Origin of the sequence: Limnobacter sp. 130, from assembly GCF_902506325.1 — a bacterium.
GTDB lineage: Bacteria > Pseudomonadota > Gammaproteobacteria > Burkholderiales > Burkholderiaceae_B > Limnobacter.
In genome coordinates, this window is the sequence record NZ_LR732330.1 from 717,069 (window position 1) to 739,470 (window position 22,402).

17 protein-coding genes are annotated in these 22,402 nt (G+C 53.6%); 7 read left to right on the forward strand and 10 right to left on the reverse strand.

Annotated features, from left to right (window positions below; genetic code table 11):
- The first annotated feature begins 40 nt into the window (after nt 1-40).
- From FRIGORI9N_RS12375 to FRIGORI9N_RS12385, 3 genes are read left to right on the forward strand one after another with little or no spacing between them, the layout of a single operon-like run.
- Entirely contained in the window at nt 41-3,316 is a 3,276-nt protein-coding gene (locus tag FRIGORI9N_RS12375; protein ID WP_159571512.1) for a DUF2126 domain-containing protein, read from the forward strand.
- Between the two features lie 31 nt (nt 3,317-3,347).
- Complete coding sequence (locus FRIGORI9N_RS12380; RefSeq protein ID WP_159571515.1) at nt 3,348-5,921, forward strand: circularly permuted type 2 ATP-grasp protein; 2,574 nt, start codon at nt 3,348-3,350, stop codon at nt 5,919-5,921.
- 4 nt (nt 5,922-5,925) lie between these two features.
- Nucleotides 5,926-6,843, forward strand: a complete 918-nt coding sequence (locus FRIGORI9N_RS12385) for a transglutaminase family protein (RefSeq protein ID WP_159571518.1) — start codon at nt 5,926-5,928, stop codon at nt 6,841-6,843.
- Nucleotides 6,844-6,998: 155 nt separating this feature from the next.
- Here FRIGORI9N_RS12385 and lysS read toward each other — a convergent pair whose 3' ends face one another.
- From lysS to FRIGORI9N_RS12405, 4 genes are all read right to left on the reverse strand, one after another.
- Nucleotides 6,999-8,531, reverse strand: coding sequence for a lysine--tRNA ligase (gene lysS, locus FRIGORI9N_RS12390; protein ID WP_159571521.1), 1,533 nt, complete (start codon nt 8,529-8,531; stop codon nt 6,999-7,001).
- 3 nt (nt 8,532-8,534) lie between these two features.
- Nucleotides 8,535-9,639, reverse strand: a protein-coding gene (gene prfB / locus FRIGORI9N_RS12395; protein WP_159571524.1) for a peptide chain release factor 2 whose coding sequence is annotated in 2 segments (ribosomal slippage) — nt 8,535-9,557 and nt 9,559-9,639 — 1,104 coding nt in all. Because the reading frame shifts where the segments join, the coding sequence is not laid out codon by codon here.
- 52 nt (nt 9,640-9,691) lie between these two features.
- Nucleotides 9,692-11,440, reverse strand: a complete 1,749-nt coding sequence (recJ, locus tag FRIGORI9N_RS12400) for a single-stranded-DNA-specific exonuclease RecJ (RefSeq protein ID WP_159571527.1) — start codon at nt 11,438-11,440, stop codon at nt 9,692-9,694.
- The gene (locus tag FRIGORI9N_RS12405; RefSeq protein ID WP_159571530.1) at nt 11,437-12,630 is read right to left on the reverse strand and encodes a hypothetical protein; all 1,194 of its coding nucleotides are present in this window, start codon (nt 12,628-12,630) and stop codon (nt 11,437-11,439) included. The genes recJ and FRIGORI9N_RS12405 overlap by 4 nt, the downstream gene beginning before the upstream one ends.
- 73 nt (nt 12,631-12,703) lie before the next feature.
- Between FRIGORI9N_RS12405 and FRIGORI9N_RS12410 the strand changes: the two genes are divergently transcribed.
- The gene (locus tag FRIGORI9N_RS12410; protein ID WP_159571875.1) at nt 12,704-13,957 is read left to right on the forward strand and encodes a lipoprotein-releasing ABC transporter permease subunit; all 1,254 of its coding nucleotides are present in this window, start codon (nt 12,704-12,706) and stop codon (nt 13,955-13,957) included.
- Nucleotides 13,950-14,639, forward strand: coding sequence for an ABC transporter ATP-binding protein (locus FRIGORI9N_RS12415; protein WP_159571533.1), 690 nt, complete (start codon nt 13,950-13,952; stop codon nt 14,637-14,639). Before FRIGORI9N_RS12410 ends, FRIGORI9N_RS12415 begins: the two co-directional genes overlap by 8 nt.
- 131 nt (nt 14,640-14,770) lie before the next feature.
- Here FRIGORI9N_RS12415 and FRIGORI9N_RS12420 read toward each other — a convergent pair whose 3' ends face one another.
- The 6 genes from FRIGORI9N_RS12420 to FRIGORI9N_RS12445 all read right to left on the reverse strand — a co-directional run bounded on the left by FRIGORI9N_RS12420 (nt 14,771) and on the right by FRIGORI9N_RS12445 (nt 19,028).
- Nucleotides 14,771-15,394, reverse strand: coding sequence for a hypothetical protein (locus FRIGORI9N_RS12420; RefSeq protein WP_159571536.1), 624 nt, complete (start codon nt 15,392-15,394; stop codon nt 14,771-14,773).
- Nucleotides 15,395-15,480: 86 nt separating this feature from the next.
- Complete coding sequence (locus tag FRIGORI9N_RS12425) at nt 15,481-16,149, reverse strand: hypothetical protein (RefSeq protein WP_236550884.1); 669 nt, start codon at nt 16,147-16,149, stop codon at nt 15,481-15,483.
- Nucleotides 16,150-16,156: 7 nt separating this feature from the next.
- Complete coding sequence (locus tag FRIGORI9N_RS12430) at nt 16,157-16,783, reverse strand: hypothetical protein (RefSeq protein ID WP_159571542.1); 627 nt, start codon at nt 16,781-16,783, stop codon at nt 16,157-16,159.
- Nucleotides 16,780-17,871, reverse strand: coding sequence for a DUF2515 family protein (locus FRIGORI9N_RS12435; RefSeq protein ID WP_159571545.1), 1,092 nt, complete (start codon nt 17,869-17,871; stop codon nt 16,780-16,782). The genes FRIGORI9N_RS12430 and FRIGORI9N_RS12435 overlap by 4 nt, the downstream gene beginning before the upstream one ends.
- Complete coding sequence (locus FRIGORI9N_RS12440) at nt 17,868-18,383, reverse strand: PAAR domain-containing protein (RefSeq protein WP_159571548.1); 516 nt, start codon at nt 18,381-18,383, stop codon at nt 17,868-17,870. The genes FRIGORI9N_RS12435 and FRIGORI9N_RS12440 overlap by 4 nt, the downstream gene beginning before the upstream one ends.
- A gap of 99 nt (nt 18,384-18,482) precedes the next feature.
- Entirely contained in the window at nt 18,483-19,028 is a 546-nt protein-coding gene (locus FRIGORI9N_RS12445) for a DUF2062 domain-containing protein (protein ID WP_159571551.1), read from the reverse strand.
- 15 nt (nt 19,029-19,043) lie between these two features.
- Here FRIGORI9N_RS12445 and FRIGORI9N_RS12450 point away from each other — a divergent pair, with 15 nt between their 5' ends.
- Entirely contained in the window at nt 19,044-19,829 is a 786-nt protein-coding gene (locus FRIGORI9N_RS12450; RefSeq protein WP_159571554.1) for a TatD family hydrolase, read from the forward strand.
- Nucleotides 19,830-20,069: 240 nt separating this feature from the next.
- Nucleotides 20,070-22,355 (forward strand): DNA internalization-related competence protein ComEC/Rec2, encoded by a 2,286-nt coding sequence (locus FRIGORI9N_RS12455; RefSeq protein WP_159571557.1) that lies wholly within the window; start codon nt 20,070-20,072, stop codon nt 22,353-22,355.
- Nucleotides 22,356-22,402 lie beyond the last annotated feature (47 nt).

Here is a 22,402-nt window from a genome sequence, read left to right on the forward strand (position 1 = left end):
ACGGGTTTTGTTTGTTCGGCTTCATTTTTGGGATTACAAAGTGTCAATTCACGTTGCTCTGCGCCATATTACACGGTACCGATACGACCGCTTGATCAACCTGGGCCCTCAAGTGGTGCGTTTGCGCCCTGCTCCGCATTGCCGTACACGTATTTTGAGCTACAGCATGAAAGTGCTGCCGCAAACTCATTTCATCAACTGGCAACAAGACCCGCAAAGCAACTATTTGGGGCGTTTGATATTCCCTGAGCGCACCGGGATGATGGAAATTGCAGTTGATTTGGTGGCTGAAATGTCGGTGCTGAATCCCTTCGATTTTTTCCTGGAGGAAGCCGCCGAGTACTTTCCGTTTAAATACGATGCGTCGCTGGATCAGGAATTGGCGCCCTACCTGGTGCCCTGCCACACAGGCAAGGCGTTCAATGCCTACATGGCCGAGCTGAATTTGAGCCGTGTAAAAACCATTGATTTCCTGGTGGCCTTGAATCAAGACCTTGCGGGGCGGATCAAATACTTGATCCGGATGGAACCCGGTGTGCAAACACCCGATGAAACCTTGAACAGTGGCTCTGGTTCCTGCCGCGACACCGCTTGGCTGATGGTGCAAATATTTCGGCGTCTTGGCATGGCAGCGCGGTTTGCCTCTGGCTACCTGATTCAATTGACCAGCGATGTCAAAGCAATCGACGGCCCCGATGGCCCGGAAAAAGATTTCACTGATCTGCATGCGTGGTGTGAAGTGTATTTGCCCGGGGCTGGCTGGATCGGGTTGGACCCCACGTCGGGTTTGCTGGCGGGTGAGGGTCATATCCCCTTGGCCTGCACGCCCGAACCCGGAAGCGCCGCACCCATTACCGGCACGCTGGATGAATGTGAAGTTGAATTTGAACATGAAATGAGTGTGCAGCGTATTTACGAATCGCCGCGCACCAGCAAGCCCTACACCGAGGCGCAGTGGAAAGGTATCGAAGCACTGGGCTTTGAAGTGGACAAGGCACTGGACGCGCTGGATGTGCGCCTGACCATGGGCGGCGAACCCACTTTTGTGGCCAACACCGACCGCGGCGCAGCGGAGTGGAATGTGGATGCACTGGGCCCCACCAAGCGCGACTACGGCATCAAGATGCTGAACAAGCTGGCCAAATACTACGGCAAAGGTGGTTTTTATCATTTTGGGCAAGGCAAATGGTACCCGGGCGAACAATTGCCCCGCTGGGCCTTGTCGATGTATTGGCTGAAAAGCGGTGAGGCAATCTGGAAAAATCCGAAACTGCTTAGCCATGAGCAAGTTGACGGCAAGGCGACCAACGCCACCGCCAAACAATTCATGGAGGAGCTTTGCAGCCGTTTGGGGCTGCACCCGCGCTATGTCATGCCCGGTTTCGAAGACGCCTGGTACTACATGTGGCGCGAGCGCAAATTGCCAGTGAATGTGGACCCCTTCGATTCGCGGCTTGACGACCCGCTTGAACGAAAGCGCTTGAACAAGGTATTCACCCAAGGTCTGACTGAGGAAGTGGGATACTGCCTGCCCATTCAATCGGCCAAAGGGCAATGGCGAACAGGGCGATGGTTTCTGCGCGATGAACGCCTGTATCTGGTTCCTGGCGATTCGCCAATGGGTTATCGCCTGCCACTTGATTCACAACCCTGGGTGGCCAAGAAAGATTTTCCGTACACCATTCCTGCCGATCCGTTTGCGCCAGCAGCACCTTTCCGAATGGCGCTGCAAAAGCCAGGTGCAAAAACCGGCGCGGCGGATGACACCGAGCCTGTGTTGAAAGAATCGGCAACCCACGTGGTACGCACTGCCATGTGTGTACAGGTGCGAAATGGACACCTGTATGTATTCATGCCCCCACTGGAAGTACTGGACGACTACCTGGAGCTGGTGGCCCGGATAGAAGACACTGCAGAGGCGATGAACCAGCCCGTGGTGCTGGAAGGGTATCCGCCCCCGCGTGACAAACGCCTGACCATGCTGCAGGTGACACCCGACCCGGGCGTATTGGAAGTGAACGTGCAACCCAGCAAAACATGGGCTGAATTGCTGCACCTGACCAATAATTTGTACGAGGACGCACGGTTGATCGGACTTTCAACCGAGAAATTCATGCTCGATGGCCGGCACAGCGGCACGGGTGGCGGCAATCACTTTGTGATGGGCGGCGAAACACCCGAGAACAGCCCTTTCCTGCGCCGCCCCGACTTGCTGGGCAGCCTGCTGCGTTACTGGCACAACCACCCAGGTCTGTCATACCTGTTTTCGGGCCTGTTCATTGGCCCCACCAGCCAGGCACCGCGAGTGGATGAGGCGCGCAGCGATCAGGTGCATGAGCTGGAACTTGCGCTCACCGAACTGGGCCGGCAAATGCAAAAATACGCGGGTAACCCACCGCCGTGGATTATCGATCGCTTGTTGCGCAACATTCTGATTGATTCAACGGGCAACACCCACCGCAGCGAATTTTGTATCGACAAGCTGTACAGCCCTGACACCTCAACAGGTCGACTGGGGCTGCTCGAGTTGCGTGCCTTCGAGATGCCACCCAATGCGCAAATGAGCCTTGCTCAACAACTGCTGCTGCGCGCCCTGATTGCCAAATTCTGGAAAACCCCCTACACCGGCCGTTTGGTGAAATGGGGCACGCGCTTGCACGATCAATTCATGCTGTCGACATTTGTAAAAAATGACATGGCCGATGTGGTGGCTGATTTGCAGGCCGCGGGCTTTCCGTTTCAACTGGATTGGTTTGCACCGCACTTTGCATTTCGTTTTCCAAAAATGGGCGACTTTTCCAGCCGGGGTGTGGAGGTGGAAATTTTCAGTGCACTGGAACCCTGGCATGTCTTGGGCGAAGAAGGTGCACCGGGTGGGACGGTGCGATATGTAGATTCCTCACTTGAACGCGTTGAAGTAAAAGTGAAAAACTTTGTGGATGAACGCTACACACTGACTTGCAATGGCGTGCAAGTGCCCCTGCACCGCAGCGGCACTGAAGGCGAATATGTAGCTGGTGTGCGTTACCGGGCCTGGCAACCACCCAATGCCTTGCACCCCACCATTGATGTACACACGCCCTTGGTGTTTGAACTGATCGACACCTGGAACGGCCGCAGCCTGGGTGGCTGCCAGTACCACGTGGCACACCCTGGCGGGCGCAACTACGATATTTTCCCGGTGAATGCCTTTGAAGCGGAAAGTCGCAGGTTGACGCGCTTTTTCCGCATGGGCCACACCCAAGGAAAGGTTAGTGTAAAAAGCCCAAGTGGAAGACCTGAGTTCCCCATCACACTGGACCTAAGATGGTGTTAGGCATTTACAATAGGGCACCGAACTTTAGGCAATGACCGCTTTGAGCGCGAACCCGAACACCACCCTTGCAAATGTTGAGGTGCCCTGGCAACAGAGCATCCTACAAGGCACCAGTGCGTACTACAGCGAGCTGGCGGTCAAGGGCGTTCTTCGACCTGTCTGGGCTGACTTTGTCAACCGATTACCCACCACGGGGCTTAGCGATCACCTGGACAGCAAACTGAATGCGCTGGCCAAGCAAATTCGCGACAACGGCATTACCTACAATGTTTACGCAGACCATGCACAAGGCACATCACGCCCATGGTCTCTCGATTTGCTGCCCTTCATCATCGACCAAGCCGATTGGGCTGTACTTCAAGCCGGCATTGCCCAGCGCGCGCGCCTGCTAAATGCAATGATGGCCGATGTGTACGGCAAGCGCGAACTGCTCTCCAAAAGTCTGCTACCCGCCGATTTGGTGTACGGGCATTCTGGCTACTTGCCACAAATGCAAGGCACCGAACCTCAAAATGGGGTGTGGCTGCACATGGTAGCATTTGACTTGGGCCGCAGTCCCGATGGCAAATGGTGGGTGATTACCCACCGCATGCAGGCACCTTCCGGTCTCGGTTATGCCCTTGAAAACCGCTTGAGCATTTCGCGCAGTTTCACGCGTGGTTTCCGCGAAATGCACATTCAGCATTTGGCGGGGTTTTACCGCGACTACATCGACGGCATACGCAGACTTTCACCCAAAGGTGACAATGCACGCATTGCCCTGATGACCCCGGGCCCCTACAACGAAACCTATTTTGAACACACCTACCTGGCGCGCTACCTGGGCATATCGTTGGTTGAAGGCAGTGACCTGACCGTACGCAACAACCATGTATTCCTGAAAACGGTAAACGGGCTTGAACCCATCGATGGCCTGATTCGCCGTACCGACGACCAGTGGCTGGACCCACTTGAGCTGCGCGAAGACTCGCAACTGGGTGTTCCCGGCTTGCTGCAGGCCATTCGCACTGGCGGCGTAGTCATGGCCAACATGCCGGGCTCCGGCTGGTTGGAAAGCCCGGCCATTCATGGCTTCATGCCAGGTCTTGGCCAACATTACCTTCAGGAAGATTTGCTGCTGCCCAGCGTACCGAGTTGGTGGTGTGGGGAATCACCCGCCTGGGCGCAAGCCAGCGAAAGGCTGAACAACCTGGTGATTAAATCCACAGGGCCAAACCGGCGCGGGCGAACCATGGATTCGATCATGGGCTCCGAGCTCGATGAAATCGAGAAACGCGCATGGTTGTCGAAGATCAGCCAACGGCCTTCGCAGTACACCTTGCAGGAATTAATACCGCTCTCGCGCGTGCCCATTTGGACCGGCGCAGGTGGCATTGAAGAACGCGCCATGATGCTGCGACTATTCGCAGTGACCGACGGGCAAGGCAATTACACGGTCATGCCCGGCGGACTAACCCGCGTGGCAGGCGACCAAAATGGCATTGTGAGCATGCAAAAAGGTGGCACCAGCCTGGACACCTGGGTGCGCAGTGGCGAACCCGTAGAACGCACCACCAACCTGAAAGAAAAGCTACAAGCCAAAGATTTGCAAGCGTTGCGTAGACCTGTTTCCAGCCGAGCCGCTGAACACCTGTTCTGGTTGGGGCGTTACACCGAGCGCGCCAGTTTTTCCCTTCGCTTGTTGATGCGCGCCCAATTGCTGCTGAACGAGGAAGAATACCTGGACCCCACCACGCTCGGCCTGTTGCATGAATTGTGCGGCAAACAGGGCTTAAGCACTGAACTGGACCCGGCCGAACCGTTGACTCAAGATGAACTGGAAACCAATATTCTTGAAAGGCTGTGGTACAAAACCGGCGTGGATGCACCTGCCGCGGTGGGTTTGGCAGGTCAACTGAATGGACTGGCCAACGTGGCGGGTCAACTGCGCGAGCGCTTAAGCAGTGGCCACTGGCGCCTGTTGAACGATTGCGCCAAAGTGCTGACCGAACCCGAATGGGTTCGTTTCCAGCGCACCTTGCCCACTTCATCACTTGAACAGGTACAGTTGTATTTGTTGGCCATGCACGGTGAACAAAGCGACCACATGACCCGCGACAATGGCTGGCGCTTTTTACAGCTAGGGCGTCAGCTTGAACGCCTGTGCGGTGCCTGCGACTGCTTGTTGTCAATGACGAGCATGCCCGGGCGTGCCGGTGAACATGGTTTGGCCCTTGCCATTGCGCTTGCAGACAGCACGATTACTTACAGGTCGCGCTACCAGCACCGTTTTGAATGGTTGCCCACACTCGACCTGCTGATTTTTGACGAAGACGCGCCCTATGCCATTCGCCGAATTCTGTATAAGCTGGACATTGTGATCGACCGTTTGCCTGGCGATACCAGTCAAATACGCCAATTGTTCGACAGCGTGTACCGCAATGGCGACATGCCCAAGGGACTTAGCCTTGAGGGGTTGCAACCACCCTTCCCGGCCGAAACAGGGCGTCAGTTGCGTGTTTGGTTGCAAGAATTACTCGATACCGCCCACAAGGTTTCCGACCTGGTCGGCGCTCAATATTTCAGACTGGCTGAATTGCCCGATCAAGTCATTCAGGGAAGATAAATCAATGACCTTCTCCGAAAGAAGAAAGGTGACCCATGTCACCGACTACGACTATCACCAACCCGCAGAGTGCGCTCAGCAAATTTGTATCCTCCAACCGCAGGAAGGAGTAGGCATGCAAGCAGGCCCCTTGCGCAAGGGGCAAAAGCTGATTTCGCACAGTTTGAAAATTCGGCCAAACCCTTCAAGCGTGCAAAGCAACACCGATGCATTCGGCAATGTGGTTCATCACTTTGAGATGAATTACCCACATGACAATCTGGAAGTGCTCAGTGAAAGTGAAGTCGAGGTGAGCAGCTTTTTGCACACAGGTCCAATCGATGATTTGATCAGCCCAAGCTGGAATGATTTGGTAGACCAGTTGCGCTATCAGGCCGGTCAGGCGATTTCAAGCGATTATCAGTTCAGGTTTGAATCCAAGCATGTGCCGCTGCTCGACTCGCTTCGCGATTACGGCAGTCTTGATTTCTGGCCAGGCCGTCAAATTGTGCATGCAGGGCAAGCGCTCATGCAGCGTATTTTTCGTGAGTTCAGCTATCAAAGCGGATCAACCACCATTCACACCACCGTTGAAGAAGTGATGCAAAGCCGCGAAGGTGTTTGCCAGGACTTTGCGCATGTGATGTTGGGCGTACTCCGTTCACTTGGACTTTCAGCGCGCTATGTGAGTGGTTATATGCTGACTGAACCACCGCCCGGGCAGCCCAAGCTGCTGGGCGCCGATGCCAGCCATGCTTGGGCATCGCTTTGGTGCGGGCCTGATGTGGGCTGGGTCGACTTCGACCCGACCAACAACCAGTTACCGGACACGCGCTACGTGACTGTAGCGATTGGGCGTGACTATGCTGATGTGCCACCGATGCGCGGGGTTGTGCATGGGGGTGGAGAGCATACGTTGATGGTGGCTGTAACGGTGTTCTGAGTTGCGCGTCGTTCAGCCAGTTGCTTGTTGGCCTCCACGCTTGTCGCATCATCCCGCCAAGGCGGGAGGGTGCGACACGTGAGGTGAGCATTTCACTTGCGGTGAACACAAACCGCGCAGGAGACTGAATCACGCCCGCGCGGTGCAAATTTGACTTAGTCCTCGCGCCGTAGGTGCGGAAACAAAATCACGTCCCGAATATTCGGGCTGTCGGTGATCAGCATCATCAAACGGTCAATACCGATGCCACAACCACCAGTGGGTGGCATGCCGTATTCAAGCGCACGAATAAAGTCAGCGTCGTAGAACATGGCTTCATCATCGCCTGCCTCTTTCGCCTCAACCTGCTTTTTGAATCGATCCGCCTGGTCTTCCGGGTCGTTCAACTCAGAGAACCCGTTGGCAATTTCACGGCCCGTAATGAACAACTCAAAGCGCTCGGTGATTTGTGAATTCGCATCGGATGCTCGCGCCAAAGGCGACACCTCAACCGGGTAGTCCACAATGAACGTGGGTTCCCACAACAGGCTTTCAGATGTTTCTTCAAACAGGGCCAACTGCAAAGCACCGATGCCTGCGTTTTTCAATGCAGGCTCTTTGTCCACATGCACTCCCTTCTTGGCCAAGGCCTGCTTCAGGTAGTCGATATTCTGCAAATCTTCCGTGCCGTATTCGGGGAAATACTTTTGAATCGCCTCAACAATCGTTAAGCGTGCAAACGGCTTGGACAAATCAAGCTCACGACCCTGGTAAGTCAAGCTTGCACTGCCGGTTGCTGTAGTGGCCACGTGTTGAATCACCTGCTCGGTGAAGTCCATTAGGTCGCGGTAATTCCAATACGCCGCATAGAATTCCATCATGGTGAATTCAGGGTTGTGGCGCGGGCTGACCCCTTCATTGCGGAAGTTGCGGTTGATCTCGAACACGCGCTCGAAGCCACCCACAATCAGGCGTTTCAAATACAGTTCAGGCGCAATGCGCAGGTACATTTCCATGTCCAGTGCATTGTGGTGTGTGACGAATGGTTTGGCCGAGGCACCGCCAGGAATCACATGCAACATCGGCGTTTCCACTTCCAGAAACCCGTGATTGGTCATGAAATTTCGAATCGAGGACATGCCTTTGGAACGCGTCACAAAGGTGTCGCGTGTTTGCTCGGAAACGATCAAATCCACGTAACGCTGACGGTATTTGATTTCCTGATCAGCCAAGCCATGAAATTTGTCGGGCAGCGGGCGCAGGCTTTTTGCCAACAAATGAATTTCCGTGCAGTGCACACTCAATTCACCTTTGTTGGTTTTGAACAGCTTGCCTTTGGCCGCAACGATATCGCCCAAATCCCAGTGCTTGAATTCGCCGTGAACGTCTTCGCCCACGCCTTCATTGTTGATGTAAAACTGAATGCGACCAGTGCCGTCTTGCACGGTTGCAAAACTGGCCTTGCCCATCACACGTTTCAGCATCATACGGCCAGAAACTGACACCTCAATGCCTTGCGGATCAAGTGTTTCTTTGTCCAGCAAACCGTAATGTGCGTGCAAATCGGCAGCGCGGTGTTCAGGCTTGAAGCTGTTGGGGAAAGGCTGACCTTTCTCGCGCAATTTGCTCAGCTTGCCACGTCGCTCGGCAATAATCTGGTTCTCGTCGACTGGCATTTCGTCGCCAGCGGCTTGTGTTTTGTCGTTCATGGTTTAGATACCTTGCTTCAAGCTGGCTTCAATGAATGGGTCGAGGTCGCCATCGAGTACACGCTGGGTGTTGGAAATTTCAACACCAGTGCGCAGGTCTTTGATACGGCTGTTGTCCAGCACATAGCTGCGAATTTGGTGGCCCCAGCCCACATCGGTTTTGGTGTCTTCCAAAGCCTGTTGCTCGGCCATGCGCTTGCGCATTTCGAACTCATACAGTTTGGCTTTCAACATGCCCCAGGCTTCATCGCGGTTGCGGTGCTGCGAACGGTCGTTTTGACACTGCACCACAATGCCTGTGGGTATGTGGGTTAGGCGAACAGCCGAGTCGGTTTTGTTGATGTGCTGACCACCCGCGCCACTGGCACGGTAGGTGTCGGTTCGCACATCGGCGGGGTTGATGTCGATCTCGAATGAGTCATCCACTTCAGGGTACACAAACAGGGAAGCAAATGAGGTGTGTCGCCCACCCGAGGAATCGAAAGGTGATTTGCGAACCAAACGGTGTACGCCGGTTTCGGTGCGCAGGTAACCAAACGCATACTCACCTTCCACCTTGATGGTGGCCGATTTAACGCCGGCCACTTCACCGTCAGACTGTTCCATCACCTCGACCTTGAAGCCCTTGCGTTCGCAATAGCGCAGGTATTGGCGCAATAAAATGCTGGCCCAGTCTTGGGCTTCGGTGCCACCGGCACCTGCAGTAATGTCGATGAAGCAGTTGGCCGGGTCGGCCGGGTTGCTAAACATGCGGCGGAATTCGAGGTCAGCAATGATTTTTTCGTATTCGGCGACATCGCCTTCAATGGCTTCCAGCGCATCGAAGTCGCCCTCGGCCTGGGCCATTTCGACCAGTTCCTGTGCGTCGCTAATATTGGATTGCACGGTGTTCATGGTCACCACGACGCCATCGAGCATCTTTTTCTCTTTGCCCAGCTCTTGTGCATGTTTGGGATCATTCCAAACATTGGGGTCTTCCAGTTCGGCGTCAACTACTGTGAGTCGCTCGGCCTTGCGGTCGACGTCAAAGATACCTCCGCAACTGGCCAGCACGGTCGGCTTGGTCAGTCAGGGCGTTGATGATGGCATTCAGGCGTTCGGCTTCCATGTTTCTCTAATGTATTCAATGTGCGTAACCCGATATTGTAACGCAAGCCGCCTTACAACACATGCTCCACAATGATTTGCACCGCATCGCCGCCGGTGAAAGTGTCCCGTTCAAACCGGTAAGCCAGTTTCACTTTGGCCGGCAGTGCCTCTACTGCTCGCCAACGCAAGGCCACGAAGGTTTTCCCATCGCGGCGCAAGGTGAACTTGCTGTGTGCGTTTTTCAGCAAACGGTGCTCCAGCACCTCAAATTCATCACAAAACAGAGGAGCCGGGAAGCCCTGCCCCCACACCTGTGTGTCCAGCAAATCCACAGCGCTGGCTGCAATGTAGTCGGCGGGAATGGAACCATCGGTTTCGACCACCTGTGTTAGCGCACTGGGGTCGCTTAAATCAAGAATGGCTTTGGCAAATTCAATTTTGAATTGCTCAATGGCGCCCTCGGCAATGGTTAAGCCAGCCGCCATGGCGTGCCCGCCGAACTTGGGCATGCTGCCTTCGGGCAGGCGTTTGCACACCAAATCAAGCACATCGCGCAAATGCACGCCCTGCACGGAACGGCCACTGCCTTTCCAGAAGCCGTCGTCGCCGGGGGCCAAGGCAATGGTGGGGCGATACAGGCGTTCTTTGATGCGAGACGCCAAAATACCGATGACACCCTGATGCCAGGTGCCGTGCGCCACCACAATGCCCGCAGCAGGTTCGTCCTGGCTGATGAATTTTTCAATGTCTTCCAGCGCATCGCGCTTCATGTCCGCTTCAATGCGCTTGCGTTCTTCGTTCATTTTCCCAAGCTGGGCGGCCAAGGCGCTGGCCTCGGCGGCATCGTCAGCCAGCAAGGTGCGAATGCCAATGGCCATGTCGGCCAGGCGGCCAGCGGCATTCAGGCGCGGGCCCAATGCGAAACCCATGTCGGCGGCTGTGGCCTTGCGGGGATCACGGCTGGCCTCATGAAACAAGGCCAGCATGCCCGGCTGGGCGCGGCCTGCGCGTATGCGCTGTAAACCGTGCGCCACCAAGCGGCGGTTGTTCGCATCCAGCTTCACCACATCGGCCACGGTACCAAGCGCAACAAGGTCAAGCAGCGCATCAATGCGGGGTTGGCTGGCGGCATCGAACACGCCGCGTTCGCGCAACACGGCACGGGTGGCCAGCAACACATAAAACATCACGCCCACCCCGGCAATCGATTTGCTGGGAAATTCACAACCTGGCTGGTTGGGGTTCACAATGGCCAAGGCTTGCGGCAGTTGCTCGCCAGGCAAGTGGTGGTCGGTCACAATCACGCCAATACCCAGCTCATTGGCCTCATTCACGCCGTCAACACTGGCAATGCCGTTGTCCACGGTCACCAGCAAATCAGGTTCAAACTGCTGCGCCGCCAGCTGAACAATTTCAGGGCTTAGGCCGTAACCATATTCAAAGCGGTTGGGCACCAAAAAATCAATGTGGTACTTGGCGGCTTCTTCATCGGCGCCCAGGCTTTGCAGCAGCATGCGCAAGCCGCGCACGCCCACCGCTGTCGCAGTTGCGCCATCGCAATCGTAATCACCCACAATCACGATGCGCGCACCGGCTTCCAGTGCATCTGCCAAAATTTCTGCGGCTTGATCAATTCCTTTGAGTTGAGCAGGCGGAATCAAATCAGCCAGTTTGGTTTCTGCTTCAGCTTGGGTATCGACTCCGCGCGTGGCCATTAAACGGGCCAACAAAGGGTGCATGCCTTGGCTGCGAAGTACAGCCTCAACTTGCGGACGTGGCGTTCGAACCCGGTGCTGAACCGCATTGTTCAAAGTGTTCATGACCGCCCCTCCCATTCAGCCTGAATGCTGTCCTGGTCGCGCTGGCCTTGTTGCCATGCTGCTTGCAGGTCTTCCTCGGAAGGACCTTCCTGCACTTCGGGTTCACCCAGCACGGCCCAATTGGGTGTGTTCTGCCAAAATTTAAAGCGGTTCATCCAGTTACTTTTTAAAGTTTTCCATCCGTTGTTGCCCAACAGCACCCAGTTAAAGGCCAAACCCGCCAGGCGCATGGGTTGCAGCACTTCGCTTTCCAGCAGTTTGAACACAGCAATATTGCCACCCCAACCTTGAAAGTTTACGCAATACACATGATCGGGTTTTGGCCCGGAATGGGCGCCCTGTTTTAATACGGGACCCAGCAATTGGGTCCAGAACACAAAGCGGTTTAGGGCCTCATCAGCACCATCGGTCATTTTTACAGCATCGAACACGCCATCCTCTGACACCGATTTCACACGCGGCAAAGGTACTTCCGTTTGCCAAGCCTCACCACCGCCCCAAAACCACAACGCATTCAAAGGCTTTAAGCCTTTGGCCTCGCGGGCCTTATTGAATTCAGCGTTGTGCAATTCCACCTGCATATTCAGCCACATGCGCCGCCAGTCGCTGCATTCGTGGGTCATCGGCAGGTAATCGGTCAATCGAATGCCTTGCACCGACCAAGGCGAAGCCTGCTCCATAGGCACAGGCACAGGGTTGCTTAACAGGCTGTGCAAACCAGCGGGCGTGTTCAAGGCCCAGCCATGTTTTTCCAGCAGAGGGTTCACCACGTTCCAGAAGGCGTCCAGGTCCGCTTGGCCAACCTGCAACACCTCGGGTGGCGTAAAGCGCACGCCATCGCGTTCAATTTCCAGACAGCCCACTGTGCCCCAAAACCGGGTGAAAGGCGTTAGAGGTGCTGTGTTATCGCCCGCCTCCGGGTTTTGAACCATTGCCCAAGCCGGGTACTGATCGAACTTTGCCCGGGCTTGTGAATCCAAGTAGCGCAACAGCCAGGCTTCGATACGATCAAGCCCATCCGCATTTTGGTATTCTGGCGCAGCGTTTCTGGCCATGGTTTGCAGCAAACCGGCTGGCAAGCCCGCAAAAGACTGGGCCTGCGAATTGGCAGACAGGCGTTCAAGTGCCATTTCAGGCACAAGAATGTTGGGAACGAACACCCACAAAGGCGCATTGCTTGATTTGGACACGGTTTTATTCACACTACAATGAGAGCGCTTTGAAACTTCAGAAGCGCATTTGAACAATTCGGGACAATTTGTGATTAGTTTACCCTTTGATGTTGAAATTGCACTGCGTTATGTGCGCGGTGGCGGCCACAGAAGCCGCGACAAATTCATTTCCTTCATTTCCGGATTGTCCATGGCCGGTATTGGGCTTGGCGTTGCCGCCCTGATCGTCGTGTTGTCGGTGATGAACGGTTTTCAGAAAGAAGTGCGCGACCGCATGCTGTCAGTGATTGCACACATCGAGGTACTGGCCCCACAGGAAGGGTTCGACAACCCCGAGGCGCTGGTGGGTGCGATCAAAAGCGCCAACCCCAAAGTAATTGGTGCCGCGCCTTACGTGGCCGGTGAAAGCATGCTGGCCCATGGCGATTTATTGCGCCCCGCCATTGTTCGCGGCATTGACCCCGCGCAAGAACAGCAAGTGTCGGATTTCAAGGAAGTGATTTCCGGCAGCCTCAGCAACCTGCAAGCTGGCGAATTCCGCGTTGTTTTGGGCATTGAGTTGGCCAAGCAGATTGGTGTCAGCGTGGGCGACCGAATTACGCTGATTGCGCCTTCTGGCCAAATGACCCCCGCTGGCATGATCCCCCGCCTGAAGGCATTCGAAATTACTGCCTTGGTAAGCACTGGCCACTATGAATACGACAGTGGCCTGGTGCTGATGAATATCGACGACGCAGCACGTTTTTATCGCAGCCTTGGCCCCACAGGCATTCGCGTGAAGCTCAACGACATGGACGCCGCCCCCTTTGTGGCCCGCGACATTGAAAGCCAATTGCCACCTAGCGTGTGGGTTCGCGATTGGTCGGTACAAAACCGCACCTGGTTTGCTGCGGTTCAAACCGAGAAACGCATGATGTTCATTATCCTGACCCTGATTATCGCCGTGGCCGCATTCAACCTGGTTTCGATGCTGGTAATGACCGTGAAAGACAAACGCGGCGAAATCGCGATTTTGCGCACCTTGGGAGCAAGCCCATTTGCGATTCAAAGAATTTTCATGTTGCAAGGCGCATTGGTGGGCTGGATAGGCACATTTCTGGGTGTAACAGCGGGTTGGTTGTTGGCCATCAATTTGGGCACCATTGTGCCGGCCATCGAGCGCGCACTCAGTGTTGAATTTTTGCCAAAATCAATTTACTTCATCAGCCAGTTGCCCTCCGACCCACGCGCAAGCGATGTGGTCACTATCGTAACCGTGGCCTTGGTGCTCAGCGTGCTCAGCACCATTTACCCAAGCTGGCGCGCATCGCGTGCCGAACCTGCGGAGGCCCTGCGTTATGAGTAATGTTGTTCTGGAAACCAAAAACCTGAGCAAGGCGTTCAAAGGCATTACTGCGAACGACAAAGCCACACAAGTCATCAAAAACCTGAACTTTCAGGTGCAGGCAGGCGAAACCGTGGCAATTGTTGGCGCCTCCGGTGCGGGCAAAAGCACACTGTTGCATGTGTTGGGTGGGCTCGAGAAAGCCGACAGCGGTTCAGTGCTGTGGGCTGGCCAGGCTATTGAGCCATGGTCGGTGCGCAAACTGGGCATGGAACGCAACAAAACGCTGGGATTTATTTACCAGTTTCACCATTTACTGCCCGAGTTTCATGCCTTGGACAATGTCGCCATGGCATTGCGCATTGGTGGTGAAAACAAACAAGTTGCACGAGAAAAAAGCGCTGTGCTGTTGAAACAATTTGGGCTTGAACACCGGCTAAACCACCGCCCTGCGGAGTTGTCGGGCGGCGAACGCCAGCGCGTGGCGATTGCGCGCGCCATGGTCACCAACCCCAAGGCAATTTTAGCTGATGAGCCCACCGGCAACCTGGACCAGGAAACTGCCGACCAGGTATTTGAAAGCCTGATTCACAGCAAGGCAGCCAACAAATCTGCCTTGATCATCGTGACTCATTCCATGGAACTGGCGCGCAAGTGCAGCAGGGTGTTGAGGCTTGAGAAGGGTGAACTGAAGGCGGAGTGAACTATACGAATAGACTTAGCTCATTTTTGTGGTGCTTGATCCACTGAAACAGATTGTTGTGCACTGTCATCGAATGGTGAGTCGATTTGAAATTCCACCAAAGATATAAGCAAGCAAAGTATTGTTTATGTTCACTCCCTGTATTGGCCCATGGAAATAGTGACTAGGTACCCTTTGTTGTCCGGATATCGGGTGTCCTCGTAACAATCAATAGCCACCATCAGCTGGTACAATTTCCCTGCATTCCAGTGAGTACTTAGGGCAGCGCACTTTTTAAGCGCTTCGTGCCAAACAGGAGTGTCGTCATATGCTGGAAACTCTTCTGGCTCATCAAGTTCCCATTCTGATTTTCTCCATTGATTCTGCAGATCCAGCACGATCTCTAGGGCTTCCTGGAGTGGAAGTGGCTCGACTTGGGGGGACATCCTAATACTGTCTATTTTTCCCCTGTTGAAACCAACCATGAAAAATTTAGCTGGAGGAGTTTTAAATCCATACTCAGAGTCTGCAAACCTTAAATAAGCAAGTTCTTTGGGCGTGCGGTACCAAATTTCATCGGGTATATCATCGGCAATCTCCGCAGTTGATCTGGCCTGCATGTCTTTCCATGGTTCGCCAATAATCAAAGCGATTTCCTTGGCTGGCGTCAACATTTCAGCTGCTTTGCAAGCACCTACTACAAGAAGTGTTGCGGCAAATACCGCGAGAGTTTTATGGTGTTTGATCCACTGAAACAGATTGTTGTGCACTGTCATCGAATGGCGTTTCCATTTGAAATTTCGCGAATACTTTGTTCAATCAAGTAGATGGTGTGAGCCACTCAAATCAAGTTCGGTGCTTTTTAGTATGGCTTGTTTGGATCAAGAGGAAAGTTGTATTTCCAAGGCTCATACCATGGCCTGCCTAACGAAAAATTGATCATAAAGCGTTTTTTGTTAGGGTGTTGCTTATCTCCATAACAGGCAATTCCAACAGCGATTTGATACTTGTCGGGAACATGCCAGAAAGTGGCATTCGATCTACATTCTTCAATTCTATTTATCCAATCTAGTGTGTTTTCGTATGCGGGTTCCTCGGGGTCAGTAGGAAGCCATCCGGACTTTCTCCATTGATTCTGCAGATCCAGCACGATATCCAAGGCCTCCTGTAGCGGTAAAGGTTCTACTTGGGGGGACATTCGGACCGATCGAGTTGAAGCATCGTCGTCAAACGAAACAGTAAAAAACTTTGCAGGCGGTGTAACAAAGCCGTGTTTGGGGTCTGCAAAACGCATGTACGACAACTGTTTGGGTTGGCGATACCAATGACGGTCCTCATAAACGGGACCAATCTCGGCAGTTGATCTGGCCTGCATGTCTTTCCATGGTTCACCGATTATTAATGCAATTTCCTTGGCTGGCGTCAGCATTTCAGCTGCTTTGCAAGCACCAACTACTAGAAGTGTCGCTGCAAAAACCGCGAGAGTTTTATGGTGTTTGACCCACGGAAACAGATTGTTGTGCACGGTCATCGAATGCCTAATGCCATGGTTTACCCATGGATAAGCTAATCAAAAAGCGCTGTTCATCGGGATATCTTTCATCTTTGTAGCAAGCCATGATCAGCATGATCTGATATTTACCTTTAACCTCCCAATAAGTTGAGTCAGGGGCGCAACGTGTCATTTTCTCAACCAGCAAGGCGGAATTTTCATAAGGTGGATTTTCATCGGGGTACATCACCTCCCACCCGGACTTTCTCCATTGATTCTGCAGATCCAGCACGATCTCCAGAGCTTCCTGTAGCGGCAGCGGCTCAACTTGGGGGGACATTCGTACACCGTCAATATTGCCTTTGTCATCAAATCCGACAGTAAAAAATTTTGCTGCGGGAGTTTTGAATCCATGGATAGGGTCCGCAAAACGCATGTAAGACAACTGTTTGGGTTGGCGATACCAATGACGGCCCTCATAAACGGGACCAATCTCGGCAGTTGATCTGACCTGCATGTCTTTCCAAGGCTCGCCGATTATTAATGCAATTTCCTTGGTTGGCGTAAGCATTTCAGCTGCTTTGCAAGCACCTACTACAAGAAGTGTTGCGGCAAATACAGCAAGAATTTTGTGCCGTCTGATCCACTGAAACAGATTGTTGTGCACTGTCATCGAATGGCGCTTCCATTTGAAATTTCACCCAAGCTTTGTTCAATCACTTGTCGGTTTCCGCTTCTTAGCAGATTGTGGAATTGCCTTGCCGCACGCAATACAAAGGGCATGCGTTCATCCAGATTGGCAAGGTTTGCAAAAGCACTGGTGCTGAATTCAATGCTGCGACCATCTTGCAAGGGTACACATTGATTGGCCAGTGTCAGTTGAACGCGTTGTTCCAGCCCCGTGGAAATATTGGTGACATAGGCCAGTGAACTGGCTGCCTGGTTGCTTTGTAACAGCCCACGCATCAAAAAGTCTTCGTAAATGGCGGGCTGAAGAATATTCGCTTGTTCATGACGAGCCAACAAGTCAACACTTTTGAAAATATCCCCAGCCTCAATGGCTTCGAATGCTGGAATTATTTCAGGATGATCCACACCGAATTTCACTTTCTCCGGAATTGGCCAAAGAATTGGAAACTTCGGGTTTTGATCAATCTTCTGGCGCGCTTTCATGCACTTTTTCATTTCCCCAATCCCCCGCTTTTGGTAAAACATGTGCAGCGGGTAAATGTCCAGAAACAAGGCGGTGTTGCCCAGGGCCAGGGTGTCGAACACATACTTCATCGACACCTCTGCACCTTCCATGCCGCCACGCACACCAGCTGATCCAATTTTTGCACCGGGCGGTACCCAAGGGTTTCGTTCAATATTCTCCAGTTCGCGCTGGGTGCGGTTGATCTGTTCCATGCCTGTGGCTGCGTGTAACAGGCCACAGCCCACCTGTTTGGATGCAAAAGCCGCAAGCCCGGCCCATTCAAAGCGGCTGTCGGCTTTCCATAGCGCTGCATATGCCGCATTAATGCGCCTGTTGCGCGCAATGGGGTCGGCAATCAACACGCCGCCAGGGGCAACAATGTGCTGGGCTTCGCGCTGGTAAATGCGCCACAGGCAGTCGCAGGTTAATACTTCAACTTCCGCAATCAGTTTTTCGGTGTTGTCGTAGCGGTCGGTGCTGTAGCACTTGCATTTGTCCAGCGTGCGCGCGCCTTTGTGTAGCGGAAGGTCATCGCTAAGCAGGTGGGGAAAGCAATTGTTTGTCATGGCATGGCGTGCACAATCAATTCTGCCTGAACGGTTTTGTTGACCACCAGTTTGCTGGTCAAACCTTCGGCGTTGGTGTGCCCCGATTCAACTGCGCCAGTGGACAACTTGATGCTGTAGGGCACGCCTTCCAACGGTTCTTGGGTTTCATGGTGCCGAATTACAAACTGCACCACTTTGTCGTCGGTTTGATTGCCCAAGGGGTTGTCGGGAATTTGCTGTTCCGCAATTCGGGCAACAGAACCTGTTGGCGCGGCGTGGGTGGTGCTGGCTTGCGAGGCAATCAACGAAGCACCGCACGCGGTTTTCATGCCTTCATAGGCCAGGGGCACATTGTTGAATGTGTGGGCTGGGTTGCCCTGCGCAATCGGGAACACGCCCTTGCACAGCGGGCAGGCCACCTTGTGGCCCATGGCGGCCACTGCACGGCCTTCAACGGTGTAAAACGGAAAGCCTTCAAGCACTGTGCCACCGTGGCTGGTGGTGTCGCCTTGGCGAATCATCAATGGCATGGTTTTGCTCTGTTCAGTCAATAACCGAACAAGCTAACATGCCCCGTTTTGGATGGAAAAAGGTGCCACCACAAGTGGTGAGAGTGGGTTGGTTCTGGGTTAACCCAAACGCTTGCGCCTGCGTATCACCGCAATTCGAACGCCAATGTTCCAGGCCACGCGAACGCTGATGTAGCCCAATATTGACAAGGTCACCATGAGTGCGGGCAGCCCCACCGCCAGCGATGGCCCCATGGAGAACATCCAGTCCAGGAAAGCGCGTGACGAATCCAACCAAGCGGACCAGTTCCAGTGTGGTGCAGGTTGAATATTGGCCTGCCCTATCCCGCCAAGAAGAAAGTCACCATAAGCGACAGCAATCAGATAAAGCGGCACAATCGTGATCGGGTTGGTATACAGGGTGACGACAAACGCCACGGGCATATTCACCTTGCCCACCAGCACCCAAATGAGAGAACCGAAAATTTGAAAAGGCCCGGGGATCAACCCGCAAAACAGGCCAGCAGCCACACCACCCGCGATACTTTTTCGATTCAAGGCCCAAATATTCGGGTGCCCCAAGAAGCGTTTGAATGGCCGTGCCCAAGCCAGGCGATCGAAATGATCGGGCGTGGGCAGGTACTTGCGAATTTTCCGACGAAACATGGCAAACTTTAAAGTATGTGGACCGACACGCACCTACACCTTGATGCTTCTGAATACGACAGTGATCGCACTGCTGTGGTTCAGCGTGCGCGTGAATTGCATGTTACCCGCTTTGTATTGCCCGCCGTGGGCGCATTCAATTTTGATACCGTAAAAAAATTGGCCCACCACACCGCAGGCGCGGTTTATTGCCTGGGGATACACCCCATGTTTGTAGACAATGCACGCGAAGAAGATCTGCTGACCTTGAAGCAAAAAATTCAGCTATCAATTGATGACCCCAAGTTTGCGGGCATCGGGGAAATAGGTCTGGATGGGTTTGTGCCTGGCCTGAATTGGGAAAAGCAGGTACGGTTTTTCAACGCTCAATTGAAGCTGGCCCGCGATTTTGATTTGCCCGTGGTCATGCATGTGCGCAAGGCACAAGACCCGGTTTTAAAAAGCCTGCGTGTTTATAAACCACGCAGCGGCATTGCCCACGCGTTTAACGGCAGCTTTCAGCAAGCTGAACATTTTTTGAATTTGAACATGTGCCTTGGCTTTGGCGGTGCAAGCACATTCACGCGGGCACTGCAGCTGCGGCGACTGGCTACCGAGCTGCCCGAGCATGCCATGGTGCTTGAAACCGATGGGCCTGACATTGCACCTGAATGGATCAACAAACAACGCAACGCACCGGAGCATTTGCCCCGAATTGCGCAAACCATTGCGCAACTGCGCGGGCTGAGTTTACAAGAACTTTCAGCGCAAACAGAACGAAACGCGCAACGCGCACTGCCCGCACTCGCCCTGCAAAGCTAACCAAAACCATCACCCAAATTCGGTCACCATTGGTGAACTTGAACACATTGGTGCACGCTTGTGGGCTTGCCTCCACACCAATACCAAGTCGTGCCTTCCCTGCCGTTGTTCACAACAGCTTACTTGCTAAGCCTTCTGCTATTCCACAGCCAAACCACTCTGCCATGGACTTGGGTAAAAGTTCATCAAGCGCTGGGCGGAAACAGTCTCATTCTGTTCGCATGGGCAGCAAGTTTCCTGATGCTTGGTATTCGCGGCGGCGTCAGCAAATCCATCCTCGAGAAAATAAGCTGGTTTATTCTGGGTGCTGTCATGGCGCAAATGTGCGCGGGCCTTCAAGCGGCTGCACATCAACACGCACAGGTCCCCTTGAGTTGCAACAAACAAAAAATCAAATCCGAATTCCGCCTGCTTGAAAAAACATTCCGCGACAACAGCGCACAAACCTGGCTGATTGAACACACACCAGAAAGCCCGTGGCTTAAGAGTGACTGCCTGATGAACGGCGCTCGTTTGCAAGTTTTTGTTGAGAATGCAGCCACCTACCAAGAACTGCTACCAGGAGAGTTTTTCCGGGCAATGGTTCGCATCAAATCGCCCAAAGCACCTTTGCAGCTGGAAGGTTTCGATGTTCACCGCCACTGGTTTGCCAATCGAATCGCTGGCACCGCCCAATTGAAAGGCGAGCTGGAGAAATTACCTGAAGCAGCCATGCTGAATCCGTTGGTTTGGATGGAGCGTGCTCGTCTGCATGTTGCAAACACCATTGTGACCGCCCTGCAAAACCACCCCGAACGGGCTTTGGTGTTGGCCATGGTAGTCGGTGATCAAGGCTTGATCAGCGCCGAGGATCGTGAAATGTTCAATGCCACTGGCATTGCGCATTTGGTTGCCATTTCCGGTTTGCACATCACACTGTTTGCCATGCTGGCAGGCAAATTTCTCAGTGCGTTGTGGCGTCGCTCCTCATTGCTTTGTCTACTGCTACCCGCTCCGTTGGCGGGCAGTGCCTTCGGTTTGCTGTTTGCAGTCCTGTACGGTTTGATTGCAGGTTGGGGCGTACCCGCCCAACGCACCGTGTTCATGCTGTTTGCATTGTTTGTGGGGCAAGTGCGCGCGGGCCATCAAAGCAGCTGGGACACATTTTTTCTCGCTTTGTTCTTAACCCTTGCGTTCGACAACTGGGCTGTACAGGATGCAGGTTTCATTCTCTCCTTCGGTGCCGTGGCACTGTTGATCCTCGTCACCCAAGGGCATTACTACTTCATTAAACCCCAGCATGAATTCATTGCCAACGCTTTGAAAGCCCAGTACACGGTCACCATTGGTTTGATACTTCCGTGCGCAATTTTATTCAACCAACAATCACTCATCAGCCCTGTGGCCAATGCCCTGTCCATTCCCTGGATGAGTTTTGTGAGCACGCCCCTGGCATTGATTGGCGGCCTGACGCAACAAGCATGGGCGCTGCTGCTGGCAGCCGACAGTCTTTCTGTACAGCGCGAATGGCTTGTCTATTTCAATGAATTGAGCTGGGCCACCGTACCGGTACACAACCAGCCTTGGTGGATCAATGCATTGGTGGCCACGGGTTGTCTGGTATTGATTTTACCTGCCGGACTTATTGCCCGGTGGGTCGGAATCGGGCTGATTGGCTTGCTGGCACTTCCGCCACCGCGGCCAGAACACAATGATTTCTGGATGACCCTGATGGATGTCGGCCAAGGCACAGCCATCAGCATTCAAACCCGGAAACACTTGCTGATTTACGACGCAGGCCCTGCTTTCAATTCGCGATCCGACTCGGCCAGGCGCGTGGTCCTGCCATGGATGGCCGCCCATGGATATCGGCAGGCCAATATGTTCATGCTGTCGCATGACGATGCAGATCATTCCGGCGGTGCACCCCTGTTATTACAAAAATCAGTACCCGCTCAGTTTGCGTCCTCCATCGACAAACAACACCCTTTAAACTTGCTCGCTCAAACTCTTCAAAGCAGCACCAGCAATTGCCACACCTTGAAGCCGTGGACCTGGGACGGGGTGACATTCACCCCACTCGGACTTCACTCACCCCACGATAAGTCCCAAAAGTTATTGGCAAAGAACAATCAAAGTTGCGTACTGAGAATCAGCAATAAGCTGCACAGTGTGCTGTTGACGGGTGACATCGAAGCGATTTCGGAAATGACCTTGTTGGCACAACACGGGGCAAAAGCGCTAAGGTCCCGGGTACTTGTAGTGCCCCACCATGGATCAAAAACGTCATCAACCACTCCGTTTCTTCACGCTGTGCGGCCCGAGTACGCCCTCATACAATCTGGCTGGGAAAACCAGTTTGGTCATCCACACCGACACGTGATTGAACGATACGAAACCATGGGCGTCCAATGGTCCAATACCGCCCAAAATGGTGCAATGAAATGGAAGTTCAACCACATGAACGTTCAGCCTGAAGTGCTCAACGCACACCAGCAACGCCAGCGATACTGGCACATGCACGAAAGCGGTGCAAAAGGTCGTTAACACTGTTAACTTTATGCCTGAGCGCGACACAATCAGCCTGCATGCGC

Bases quoted from the DNA above. Each gene is read 5' to 3' on its own strand.
- recJ (WP_159571527.1), bottom strand. From the start codon at position 11,440: ATGAACACTTTGAACAATGCGGTTCAGCACCGGGTTCGAACGCCACGT.
- FRIGORI9N_RS12450 (WP_159571554.1), top strand. From the start codon at position 19,044: ATGTGGACCGACACGCACCTACACCTTGATGCTTCTGAATACGACAGT.
- FRIGORI9N_RS12430 (WP_159571542.1), bottom strand. From the start codon at position 16,783: ATGACAGTGCACAACAATCTGTTTCAGTGGATCAGACGGCACAAAATT.
- FRIGORI9N_RS12420 (WP_159571536.1), bottom strand. From the start codon at position 15,394: ATGACAGTGCACAACAATCTGTTTCAGTGGATCAAACACCATAAAACT.
- FRIGORI9N_RS12440 (WP_159571548.1), bottom strand. From the start codon at position 18,383: ATGCCATTGATGATTCGCCAAGGCGACACCACCAGCCACGGTGGCACA.
- FRIGORI9N_RS12380 (WP_159571515.1), top strand. From the start codon at position 3,348: ATGACCGCTTTGAGCGCGAACCCGAACACCACCCTTGCAAATGTTGAG.
- FRIGORI9N_RS12455 (WP_159571557.1), top strand. From the start codon at position 20,070: ATGCTTGGTATTCGCGGCGGCGTCAGCAAATCCATCCTCGAGAAAATA.
- FRIGORI9N_RS12415 (WP_159571533.1), top strand. From the start codon at position 13,950: ATGAGTAATGTTGTTCTGGAAACCAAAAACCTGAGCAAGGCGTTCAAA.
- FRIGORI9N_RS12385 (WP_159571518.1), top strand. From the start codon at position 5,926: ATGACCTTCTCCGAAAGAAGAAAGGTGACCCATGTCACCGACTACGAC.
- FRIGORI9N_RS12445 (WP_159571551.1), bottom strand. From the start codon at position 19,028: ATGTTTCGTCGGAAAATTCGCAAGTACCTGCCCACGCCCGATCATTTC.
- FRIGORI9N_RS12425 (WP_236550884.1), bottom strand. From the start codon at position 16,149: ATGACCGTGCACAACAATCTGTTTCCGTGGGTCAAACACCATAAAACT.
- lysS (WP_159571521.1), bottom strand. From the start codon at position 8,531: ATGAACGACAAAACACAAGCCGCTGGCGACGAAATGCCAGTCGACGAG.
- FRIGORI9N_RS12435 (WP_159571545.1), bottom strand. From the start codon at position 17,871: ATGACAAACAATTGCTTTCCCCACCTGCTTAGCGATGACCTTCCGCTA.